Here is a 12,247-nt window from a genome sequence, read left to right as displayed (position 1 = left end):
CTGAAAAGTATAATTGCCCGATCGCGTTGATATTATTAAAATGAAAAGGTTAATCCCATATTGATCACCCGCTGCTGGGGATAAGTGCCTGTACCCTCATTGGATATTTCCGGATCAAAGATTTTCAGCTTATCCCAGGTGATGAGGTTGATACCATTTACAAAGATCCTCGCATTACTGAACCCTATCTTACTAAGCCAGTACCGGGGAATATTATAGCCTATCTCCACTGTTTTTAAGCGCAGGTAATTACTGGAGTAGATCCAGAACGTGGAATTTTGCTGGTTATTGGTATTGTCTTGTGACGACAGGCGCGGATATTTATAATCTCCGTCGGGATTGGAGGCTACCCAGTGATTGTCTTTGACTTCCGCCAGCACACCGGCAAATCTTGAAAAAGGAAAGATACCGGATCCATTCACCAACAGCGAGCCGCCATAAGCGCCCTGGAATAATACGCTCACATCAAAGCCGGCGTAGTGGTAGGAAAGACTTACGCCTAAAATAGAAGTGGGCTGGTTACGCTTTCCGGGCAGGTAACCGGCGTCAAGGGAGTTAATGATACCATCTCCATTAATATCCTTGTACTTGATATCGCCGGGCTGAACGGTTCCAAATACGGATTGTGAAGGGCTTTTTGCAATATCGTCATTGCTTTTGAAGAAGCCGATAGCCGTATAACCATATATGGATCCCACTTCGCTGCCGGCCCTGGCCTGCCATTCCCTGCCTTTATATTCCGGTTGTGCATAATAGGCAATTCTGTTTGTTGCATAGGAATAGTTAACACGAACAGCATAGCCCTGTTTCCTGAATTCATGCCGGTGCTCAACAGACAGGTCAATACCCTGCTTATTCACAATGGCGGCATTTAAGGCCGGTTGATTCATGAGCCCTACCGTGGCCGGCACCAGCTCGGAGTTAATAAGAATATCCTTTCGTCTCTCCCTGAAATATTCTACGGTCATATTCAATCCTCCATTCCATAATCCCAGGTCCAGTCCTATGTCGGTTTTATAGCCTTTCTCCCAGGTGAGATTGGGATTGGGAATCCGCTGCTCATAGGCGCCACCATAGCCCGTACCATCGCGGTTCACCCCAAACTGGTACCCCGCATCATTGGGATTCCACTGGCTCAGGTAAGAGAACCTGCCGGATGGCAAAGCATAGGTTCCGGTGATGCCATAAGAGCCTCTTATCTTCACCTGGTCTACAAACGACAAGCTCGGGGCGGAGCGGATAAATTGTTCCTTTGCTATGTCCCAGCCTGCGGAAACAGCGGGGAAAAACCCGAAGCGTTTACCGGCGGGGAAATTTTCAGCACCGTTGTAAGCGCCGGAGAACTGTATGGTGTAGCGGTTATCATAGTTATACATCACTCTTCCTACAACGCCCTGGTTCTTGTAAGGCAGCCCTGGAATGGCATTGCCTATTCCACCGCCTACTCCGTCAAAAAAGGAGGATTGAGTGTAAAGCACCATGGCCTGTATAGTATGCCTGCCGAAAGTATTATCATAGTTCAGGTATGTTTCCAGTGTTGTGCGCCTGTTGCTGTTTGCATTTACATCATAGCCCAGGGTACCATCACCGTTTTCAATTACCTGGTAAGTACCACTTTTTGCCAGGTCAGTAACCGTGTCTGCAACTACACCAGGCAATAACTTATAAAGGAAGGTACGCCTGGAAAGGCCCCGTTTCATATTTCGATAACTGGTGTTGTCAAATGAAAGTCTTACTCTTGAGCTCAGTCCCTTAAGGAAATAATGCATGTCCCATTTAAAGCCTGCGGTAGACTGAAGGTTCGTTTCAAAATTCCGTTGGTAACCGGATTGGGTTAACTGCACATATGGAGAGGCCGGCACCGTATTAAACGCAGCAGGACTGCCATCCGGATTGGTGATCGGGTACCACCAGGCGGGTGCTGATTTAATGGCGTTAAAAATATCGCTCGCATTGGCGCCCGGGTAGTTCCTGTCGCGCACAATGGCTCCCAGTCCCAGTTCCATGCTGAGGTCTTTTGAAATCTGCAGGTCTATATTGGAGCGGAAATTATACTTGTTAGTGATGGCCTGCATGTTGTACCCTTCAATCTGGTCTTCATACCTGTACAACCCGTTTTGTCTTAAATACCCCATGGATACAAAGTACTTGGCGAATTCATTACCACCCGTAACATTAATGTTACCCTGTTGCATCATCGAATAGGGCTTCAGCATGGCATCCATCCAGTTTACATTGGGATAGATGTATTGGTAAGCAGGCTTGCTCCTGTCGCGGTAATATTTTAAAACAGAATCCGTGTACTGTATGGCTACCGGCAGCCCGTCATTGATCAACCCTTCGCGGTACATGGTGAGCCCGTCGTACGAGTCGGCATACTCCGGCAGCCTGGTAGGGCTTTGCCATCCGTTTTGTAAGGTCACATTGATACGGGGCTTGGAGGTAGCGCCTCTTTTGGTGGTAACCAGTATTACGCCGTTGGCGCCGTTGATACCGTAAATGGCCGTGGAACCTGCATCTTTCAGGATACTGATGTCTGCCACTTCGTTTGGATCAATATCGCTGAAGGAGCGCTGAATACCATCTACCAGGATAATGGGACTGTTGTTGCCCGTGGTGCTCAATCCCCTGATAAACAGGTTCGATCCATCGGCTCCCGGCTCCCCGCTGTTTTGCACGGTAATGAGACCCGGTAATCTGCCGGCCAGCGCATTGCTGATATTGGCAACAGGGCTTTGTCTTAGTTCCCTTGGGCCGATAGAGGCTATGGAACCGGTGAGGTACTTTCTTTTTTGCGTACCATATCCTACCACCACTACTTCTTCAATACTTTTTGCATTCAGTTGCAACACTACATCAATGGGAAAGCGGGTGCTATTGAGCACACTGATCTCCTGGGAAATATAGGTGGCATAACTGATCACTAATGTAGCACCGGCATCAGGCACCTTTATAGAAAACTTGCCGGCATTGTTGGTGATAGTGGAGGTTTGTGTGCCTTTGATCACTACAGTGGCCCCCACCAGCGGCTCGCCGATATTGTTGTAAACGGTTCCTGTTGCCTGGAGATACTGGCCCTGCCCGGCTTCCGGCCTGAGGCCAGGTTTTCCCCTGACCACAATTGTGTTGTACTTTAATTCATAAACAAATGGCTGGCTTTTGAATACCTGCAACAGTATTTCTTCCAGCGGTTTATTTATTTCGTTAATAGTTACCGGTACTGCTTTTTTAAGCAGGTCGTCCTGGTACACAAAAGCATAACCGGTTTGTGTTTTGATCTTTTCAAATATGGCCGGCAGCAACATGTTCACCCCTTTTATTGTTACTGTTTGGGCCATGGTGCTGGCATTCACCTGGAAGGTGGCAACAAGAATAAAACAAGCAATTAACTTCATGGGTAGAAAAAACGAGGCATGGAAGGGCCGCAGATATTTAAATCTGCCCCAAATGGGAATAAGATTCATTATCTTTATAATGTTTGGGTGATAAATGGTTGTAAAGTGAAATTGTTACAGGCTGTTTGGACCCAAATATTCTCATCCGGAAGTGTGACCGCACTTCCGGGTTTATTTTGGATCTGCATGTACGCGGAATTTTATGTACTGTTCATTGGCATTAAATTCTTATTTGGTTGATACGATAATTTTATTTCCTTCCAGTTGGTAATGTACGGTGCCAGTGGCTTCCAGGATATCCAGCATCTGGCTCACTTCACTTTTCCTGGAAAAAACGCCTGACAGGTAAATATTATCCATATTCCCCCTGTACTCTATTGAAACATCATACCATCGTGCAATTTGTCGCATGATACCTTTAATATCCAGCCGGTTAAACCGGAACTCCCCGTTCTTCCAGGCAAGCGCCCGTTCTATATCGGCTTTGCTAACTTTAAATTTCAGGTTGTTTTTTTCCAGTGTCGACTGTAAGCCCGGCGATAGCGAAGCAGTGCCTGCTGAATAAGCAGTTTCTACTTTTCCTTCCAGTAATGTTGTTTCAATGGATGCTTCATCGTTATAAGCCATCACGTTGAATTTTGTTCCCAGTACTTTTACCTTCATGGCATGGGGCAGGCCGGTGTTATGTACCGATACCGTAAACGGCACCTTATTGCCCTGTTCTGAAAGCACGGCGGTTACTTCAAAATATCCTTCTCCGGATAATTCCACTTCCCTGCTACCTGCATTAAATACTACCGGGTACCGGAGAGACGATGCCGCATTGAGCCAGACCTTTGTTCCGTCAGACAATGTAACACAGTATTGCCCGCTCCTGGGCGTAATAATGGTATTATAAGCTGCTGATGATGATTCCGGCTGTTGCCTGGTTGGCACATATGCTACTTCCCCGTCTTCGGGCTTTATGATCTGTATCCCGCTTTTACTGTCTATGGTCCCATCGGCAGTACTATCCAATACTATTTCTTTTCCATTTGCCAGGATGAGTATTGCTTTGTTATTTCCGGCTCCTCCCTTTTTTACAGGAGTTGTGGCAGCAAGTACCGGTTTACGGGAGAACATGCCGCTTCTCTGGGCCAGGAAGAAGATTCCGACGCCTAATACAATCGCCGCTGCAGCAGAGAATTTCAGCGCCCTGAAGCGCTTTTCTTTCTGTTGCTTTATGGTCAGGTCTATACTTTTATCCAGGCGGTTATGTACTCTTTTACCTATTTGCTCTCTCAGGGCTACCAGTGCCTCATCAGGGGTATCCTCCTGTGCATCAACGGAATAGAACCAGTCGTTTACCAACCTGGTTTCCTCTTCGCTGGCTTCTCCGCGCAGGTATTTTTCTATAACGTGAATGGGTAAGTTCATAATAATAGAAGTATACTGAACAGGAGATAATACCCATCGGAAATAAAAAAAAAGTGCAGATATTTCTAATTATTTAAAATTCAATTAATTATAACAGTGCGTTCATTTGCACTTTTATCCTGGAAGCCTGGGAAGCAAGCCATATCCGGCGCGCCCGGGCATATCATTTATCAAATATTGTTGTAAGTTTGGAGAAGTATCCAATACCCTGGTTATGTCCCAAAACCTTTACCAATCCGACACCTTTTCTGTCGAATACATTGCTTCGCTCAAAACACTCAAGGGCACTTTTTTTGAATGCCGGTCGTCCGACGACTATACCAGCGCTATGAGAGCATTCAAGGAAGTATATTACAAAGTAAAACCTGCCCGTACACTTTGGGATAATTCAAAGTTCAGCTATATCATCAGCCCGGAAGAAAGAAAATGGACAGACGAGTTTTTAAATGCACCTGCCATGCAGCTGGGCATTACAAAAAAAACAGCGATCATAGTAAGCGGGCATGCCCTGGCCATGTTGTCGATCCTCGATATTTTTGAAGAAGGAGAAGCCCCGGTAAGACCCGGCTTCTTTGCCTATGAGCAGCAGGCCCTGGAGTGGATCAACCAAAAAGTTGTGCAAACGCCTCCCCCGCAAAAAGGGGGTGATCCGGTCATCACTTTGCAGCAACATATGGCAACGGGAAGGGCAAACATTACGCTTGACATTGAAATGAGCCAGCTGCCGGAATACCTGAAATGCTTGAAACATGTACTAAAGCATCATAAGTTTTTTGAGGAACATTATGTCCGTTTCTGCTCACTGTCGTTCCAGGAGAAGAAAATACTCGGCCTGATCCTCAAGGGGCTGCTGAATAAAGCCATAGGGAATGAGTTATATATTTCCGAGGATACAGTAAAAACACACCGCAGGAATATACTTCGTAAACTGGAATGTCATACAATGACCGACCTGGTGAAGTATTCTATATTTTTATAACAGGCTATATTGTAATTAAATTGAATAGCGAAGCTGTTTCAATATATGTAAGAGGTCTGCTTTTGAAATGGTATATGGCGGGTCTGTTACTTAATATACAGGTGGAGGAAAGGGCCCTGCGCCAATGGCATCCACCATCGAGGGATGGTGGATGCCGGATACTTTATATACGCTTCCGAAGAAAGCAGGTAAACAGACAACAGCATAATGGCGGAGGTAGGAACCAAAAGGCAAGCATATAATCTGCCGCTGTTTTACGCGATTTGGTAAATAAAACAAAGAATAAAAAACCACTTATGATAATACCAGACAGATAAAGTATGGGCATCCGGGCTTATGACATTTGTTGCCAAAGATAACACCTATACCTTATCTGGCAGTCGACCTGCAATAACAGCTATCACTTATCAGCTACTTTATACGCTTCAATTAACAACGCGCTGTGTAAAGGTAATGACCGGATCACATATTCATTTTTAAAATTACCCAGCTTCCTGCCTGTCCATTTGTTCACTAACCGGTAAGTGCCTTTGGGCAATTTAATACGGCGTTCTGCAGCTTGCTCTCCCCAGTTGAAAACCGCGAATACCAACTGGTCGGGCAATACGATGGTTCCCACTTCGAATGCTTCGTTTTCAAACCTTGCCGCCTTTCCTGTTGGAGGAATCAGCTTCTTTAATATATCAAGCCGTGCGGGTGTAATTTTTGTAAGATCGTCGCCACTCAGCAACATTCCCCCGGAAGCATATACGGTGGCTGCATGAAACAGGTATTCATTTTCAGTTGGCCCAGCCGGTCTCTCCTGTGCATTTACGCTGTTGCCTGCCTGGTCCATGATATCGGTGGCTCCCCCGTTTGTTAATAAGATGCAATCCGGGTCATTCCACCATAACCTACCATTTTGCCAGCTCCTGAGCAAATTTTCCCGGCCAATATTCCTGAACGCTTCCCATTTCCGCCATATGTCCATTGAGCTGCGGGAACCGTGAATCAAGCCCAGGGAGGCCCATACAGGATGATTGCAGCCCAGTACAAATGCATCGCCTGCACCTTTCAGTATCGCTTTCATACCTTGGCGATAGGCTTCAATCCTGGTAGCATTTTTATCGTAGTGTACGCCCCCATGGATAGCTCCCCAGTAATTGGCGTCCAACTTGAAATAAGTACAGCCCCATTCCTTTCTCATCCTGCTGAAAAGTTCCGTAAAAAAAGCCTGCACCTGCGGATGCGTACCGTCAAGTACATACCATGGGCCCAGGCGCCAGCCGCCAAAGCCAATTTTATCAGAGCGCAAGGGCAGTCCCTGCTCATCTTTAACAAACCAGTCGGGGTGATTTTTAAACAACTGTGATTCAGGGCTGGCCACAAACGGAGCCACCCATATGGCAGGCTCCAGTCCTTTATGCTTTATTTCATTCAGCACATTTTGCACATCGCCGCCAAATGCCTTTCCTTTGCTCATCCAATCACCCATCCAGGGCTGATACCCATCATCAATCTGGATATATTTGAGTTGCGGCAGGTGACCGGCAATCCAGTTTGTATTATCAGCCACATTCTTTGCGGTTACATTCGGCCCGAAACAATACCAGGAACACCAGCCCATTGGTACCGGTTCATGTTTCAAACGCGGGTGATGTTTAGCAATAGCTGCGGTTAGCTTATCATACAGCGCTTCGCGGTCTGATCCTGATATGGCCATAAACTCTTCCAGGTTCCAGGTTTCCCCGGGTTGCAATACAAGGTTCTCACAATCCAGGGATATGCGTATACGCCTGCCATCAAAAGAAAACCTGGATATAAACCTGTTGCAGGAAGTGGTAGCCAGTAGCACCCGGTCGTTCTGCTGCAGTTGCAGGGTAAGCATACCATAGGCGGTACGCATGTTTTCGGGTTCGGGAATTTTATAATGATCCCTGTCTGTATAGGTTCCCAGGTCTGCCGGCTTGTCCAGGGTACCTCCTGTCTGGGCAAGTTTTTGAAACCCCTCCCCATAAATACCGGTGTTGCCGGGCTGGCCATGCTGGAAATCGAACAGGATAATTTCCCGGATGCCGACAGGCTTCCCGGAATTATTACAGACTGACATGGTACAAATTTCCCGGCTCCATGTCCGCTGCAATGAAACCCCGTTATCCGCCGGCGTACCGGTAGCGGTGATAACTTTGGCTGGCGACTGTTTCAAATTCTTTATAAACACCTCTCCCGGCGAATAGGGTGTGCCCAATGACTGGCCCCGGGCAACGGTGATAGTAAGCAGTAATATCAAAAATATTCTTCCCTTACGCATATATTAATTTTTCCTGCCCTTGAGCGCGGGCAGGGTTAATAAATTTAATAAATCCCCGGCGTCTTCCTTCCTATAGTGTTATCATTCCGCCACTACCCAGGTGCTGCCGTTTGCCGGAATAGTGATACTAATCGTTGCCTCCCTGCCGGAGTTTAATGTAACCGGGATGGGCGCTGCACCTTCTATACTGATCTTTGCGCTGTTTTTCAAACCTGCATAGTACAAAGGCAACCTGATGGTGCGGGTAACAGGCTGGCTGAGCGGGTTGAAGAACATAGCAAACGCCTTTTGTTTCAATTGCGGGTCTGCATGCATAAACCCATCCCAATCCCTGCCGGTAGGCCGTTGTAAGTGAATAATATCTGCATTCAGGATATCGCGGTACTTTTTATAGTGCGCAATTTCTTTCGTCACCAGCGCTTTTGTTGCTTCGGTATCATAGAGGCGGTTCCCGCGGTAACAGGCCTGTATACCGGCGCCATAGTTTTGCTTCATATGTGCCTCATAGGCGTCCAGGTGTTCGGAAAGCGGCTCCAGCGTGGCGGCAGCGCCTCCCCCGTGGTATTCCACCAAAGGTACAAAGGTCCAGTTCATGCTGGGGATCCTGGTCCAGGTACCATCGTAATTATTTTGCCTTCCCAATATTATTTGCTGCGCGCGGGGCAAAGACCAGTTCACTTCCTTATAACCTACAGATACCTTGTTACTTCCTGATAAAAAGTAAAAATCAGGGAGGTTCATATAAATGCCTTTCTTTGCTAAGGATGCGTAGAAATTGATACTTTGCTTCCACTGATTCCATTGGGAATCGCCGTACCCATGGTGCCCGGGATGATTTTCAGAGGCACAGAAATCGCCGGGATACGGCCCGTCGTGCTCCAGCAGGTCAAACCCGGTTGCTTCAAAAAATTTGTCCAGCTTCTCCAGGTAGGCAATGCCCCATTTGCTGCCAAGACAAGGCGCTGTTCCGAATATGGTACCTCCTGGTTTTCCGGTTTTAATATTGATAACATCATTTTCCGCATCTATACTGCGGCTCGAAAACAATGAGTATCCGCCTATCTGTATGCCTTTGGAATGCGCGTAAGCGGCAAGGGACCTGAATTTCTCCAGGTTGGCGGCACTGGTATCCTCCATATGCAACCCGCTTCCGAAACTCAGGATGATCATTTCATAACCGGTGGCCTTACATTGATCAACGGCCTGTTTTACTACTTCTGGTTTGGTAGAGGTAAGATGTAAAAAAATCGGGTTTTCAGTTGACCAGGGTGCTAATGTGCGATACATTTTCCGTTGGCTAAGCCCGTTCCTTTCCCTGTCGGTGCCATCAAGCGCCAGTAAATAGGTACGGAAGGTTTCCATTGCCTGGCCGGGCTGCAGCACCTGCTCCGGTCCTTTCTCCGGCATACTCTTCACCACGCAGGGCATAGACACGTTATAATCTGCCTGGGAAGTATAGGTTTTATCTGTTTGCCAGAAAATGGACTGGTCCGAGCCTTCATAGGTAAAACCACCAAACGCATAATCATTTTCCAGGTGAAAATTCGGTTTCATCCATTCCTGTTTCCCTATAGGCGAATTTGACGGTTCAATGTAGGCGATTATTTCGGAGGCAAAATGATTCACCTGCACTTTTTTATTCCCCTTGTTTTTTATCTCCACCCATTTTGAGATCAGCGGTATGTTATCATAGATTTCGTAGTGAACTTCCACGAAAATATCTTTCAGCTCAGGGTGCTCATAATAACAGGTAAGCTCTTTACCACTGGCTTTCCATTGCGTACTGGCCAGCCACCGCTTACTGGTCCATTGAATTTTCGCCTTAAGCTCACTTACTGTAAAGTTTTTGAATAAAAAGGAATGGGGAATAACATCCATTTTATCGAGCCAGTCCGGCAACAGGTAGGCCTGGTCCACCTGACCGGTTAAGCCGCCCACCGGGTAATTTACACTGTCTATCATCACATCAGCTTCCGGTTTTACCGCACGCAGATATTCTTCACCCGTCACCAGGTTTCTTATACTGGTGGTAGCTATATTGGCGCTTACATAAAAAGTTCTGCTTACCAGGCCATTGCTCAGTATAATCTGGTGATCACCTATCCTGGAAACCGATGCTTTCTGCGCAGGCTTTTGAATCAGCCAGTCGGTTGCAGCTACTGATGGTATGAAAGCCGGTAACGACAACAACCGGGCAGATAATTCTTTACTGATGCCGGCCCCGCTCTTTTGAGCTGCCGGTGAAAAAACTTCCTGTTTAATATCGCCGTTATTTAACCCGGAAAAAGGAAATTGTTGCTGTGCAGTAAAATACAGACTGCTCCCAAGCAGGGAAGCTGATAAACCTAATAAATATCTTTTCATACGTAGTCCTGTAATTTGAATAAGAACCGGTTAAGTCCGCAGGTACAGGACTTAACCGGTCATTTCTCTCCTGTTACAACAATGGATCAAAGGTGCCGCCATCCCATCCTTTGGTTTGCTGCAGGTTGGGATTTTTCTGGAGATGCTCCAGGGGAATGGCATAGAAATAATATTCGTCTTTATAATTAATCTCATTGTTCGGGTCCAGCATCTTAGGCGTTTCACTAAAATAGCTAAAGTAATCGGTAGCCAGGTTGATAGTTCCGGTGGCATATGCTGCAAAAAAATCTGCCGCTTTACCGCCGAACTTGATCAGCCTGATATCAAGACCGGTACGTTTCTTCCCGTTTAATACAGACGCGTACAACCGGCGTCTTCTCAGATCCTGGTCACGTTTACCTTCAAAAGCCAGTTCCAGTCTTCTTTCCAGGAGAATAGCCGCTCTCATTTCCGCTTTCGTCATGCCTGGTTTTAATCCATGGTTACCGTCGGTACCGGCATCAATGCCCGCTCTTTTCCGGATGGCGTTCAGCATATCATATCCCACCTGTACATTACCAACCTCGTTAGCAGCTTCCGCATAATTCAGCATTACTTCAGCCATTCTTATTTCTATCCAATCGGTTCCGCTATGCTCGGCATCGAATGGTTTATATCCCTCAAAAACTGTTTTCCTGGTGTAAAAACCGGAGAAAGTTCCGCTGATGGCTTCTCCCCCGCTGAATGTCCATTGGATACGGCCTGTTTTTCCTGAAAGCGCCCAGGGATCACCATTATGCACAATGGTGGTGGCAAAGCGCGGATCGCGGTTCAGCCAGTATGCCTGCGGGTTATATCCCGATCCCTGCGCGGTGACGGGCAACCCGTTCTTCATGGGAAACGCGTTTACCAGTTCCAGTGAAGGCTGATCCCCACCTGTAAAATTCTGCGACTCTTCCAGTGGCCTTACGGATGCATCATGTGTTTGCGCGCGACCCGGGTAGCTGAAACGGGTTACCATTATTGCTTCTGTATTCGCGTTGCCTTCAACAAACCACAGGTTCCTGAAATCAGGCATCAGTGCATTACCGTATTTAGTCAGCGAGTCCATAGCAGCTTTATTAGCGTTGTAAGCTGTTTGCCATCTTGATTGATCCTGTGCTGGATTGAACTGCTCGGAGGCATAGTGCAGCAATACCCTGCCTTTAAGCGCCAAAACAGCGCCCCGCGTAGCCCTTCCTGCGTTATCTGTACTCCAGCTGGCAGGTAATAATGCCGCGGCATCGTCCAGGTCTTTTATGATCTGTGTAATACACTCGGATGTTTTATTGCGTGTTACATTAAGATTATCGTCCAGGCTCTGCGGGGTAAGGATAATGGGTACGCCTCCATACCTGCTTACCAGCTGGAAATAAAGCCATGCCCGGAGAAATAATGCCTGCCCTGTCAGCGAGTTCTTATCACTTTCAGTAAATGGCGCTCCCGGAACCTGTTGCAACAGGAGGTTTATGCTCCTCACATCTGCATAAGGCCAGTAAGTAATTGAATTAACAGTAAGCTGGCCATATAAGGTACTGCCTCCCCCGGCGCCTTCATCGGAAACATGGTTAGTGGCATCCGGCCAGTTGGGCATTACATTGAAATATATATTGTTCAGAAACGCGGTGCTCAGGTTCAGGTCCGTCCAGACTTCACTGCCCGGTATAGCCCCCAGGTCCGGCTTATCCAACACCTTTTTACAACCCAGCAAGCCGGAAACCGACAATACCAGGCCTATGATAAAAACCTGTATTAAATTTTTGCAGCTGAAAAATCTATTCATAG

General features: G+C 47.0%; 6 protein-coding genes. 1 reads left to right on the top strand and 5 read right to left on the bottom strand.

Translation table 11 applies throughout. The annotated features are described in order from the left end of the window. Positions 1–35: 35 nt before the first annotated feature. Positions 36–3,395: a TonB-dependent receptor gene (locus FN124_RS27280; RefSeq protein ID WP_185937404.1), complete on the bottom strand. Its 3,360-nt coding sequence runs from the start codon at positions 3,393–3,395 to the stop codon at positions 36–38. A 228-nt stretch (positions 3,396–3,623) separates the two neighbouring features. Beyond that, entirely contained in the window at positions 3,624–4,811 is a 1,188-nt protein-coding gene (locus tag FN124_RS27275) for a FecR family protein (RefSeq protein WP_142687943.1), read from the bottom strand. Between the two features lie 214 nt (positions 4,812–5,025). On the opposite strand from FN124_RS27275, the gene FN124_RS27270 reads away from it, so the two are divergent. Further along, entirely contained in the window at positions 5,026–5,790 is a 765-nt protein-coding gene (locus tag FN124_RS27270) for a response regulator transcription factor (RefSeq protein ID WP_142687942.1), read from the top strand. Between the two features lie 400 nt (positions 5,791–6,190). Here FN124_RS27270 and FN124_RS27265 read toward each other — a convergent pair whose 3' ends face one another. From FN124_RS27265 to FN124_RS27255, 3 genes are all read right to left on the bottom strand, one after another. Then, a complete protein-coding gene (locus FN124_RS27265) occupies positions 6,191–8,080 on the bottom strand; it encodes a glycoside hydrolase family 36 protein (RefSeq protein ID WP_142687941.1) in 1,890 nt (629 codons plus the stop codon). A gap of 81 nt (positions 8,081–8,161) precedes the next feature. Next, a complete protein-coding gene (locus FN124_RS27260; RefSeq protein ID WP_142687940.1) occupies positions 8,162–10,444 on the bottom strand; it encodes an alpha-galactosidase in 2,283 nt (760 codons plus the stop codon). 73 nt (positions 10,445–10,517) lie between these two features. Next, a complete protein-coding gene (locus tag FN124_RS27255; protein WP_142687939.1) occupies positions 10,518–12,245 on the bottom strand; it encodes a RagB/SusD family nutrient uptake outer membrane protein in 1,728 nt (575 codons plus the stop codon). Positions 12,246–12,247 lie beyond the last annotated feature (2 nt).

Source organism: Chitinophaga polysaccharea (genome assembly GCF_902150045.1).
GTDB lineage: Bacteria > Bacteroidota > Bacteroidia > Chitinophagales > Chitinophagaceae > Chitinophaga > Chitinophaga polysaccharea_A.
This window is presented reverse-complemented; position numbering and strand designations above follow the sequence as displayed.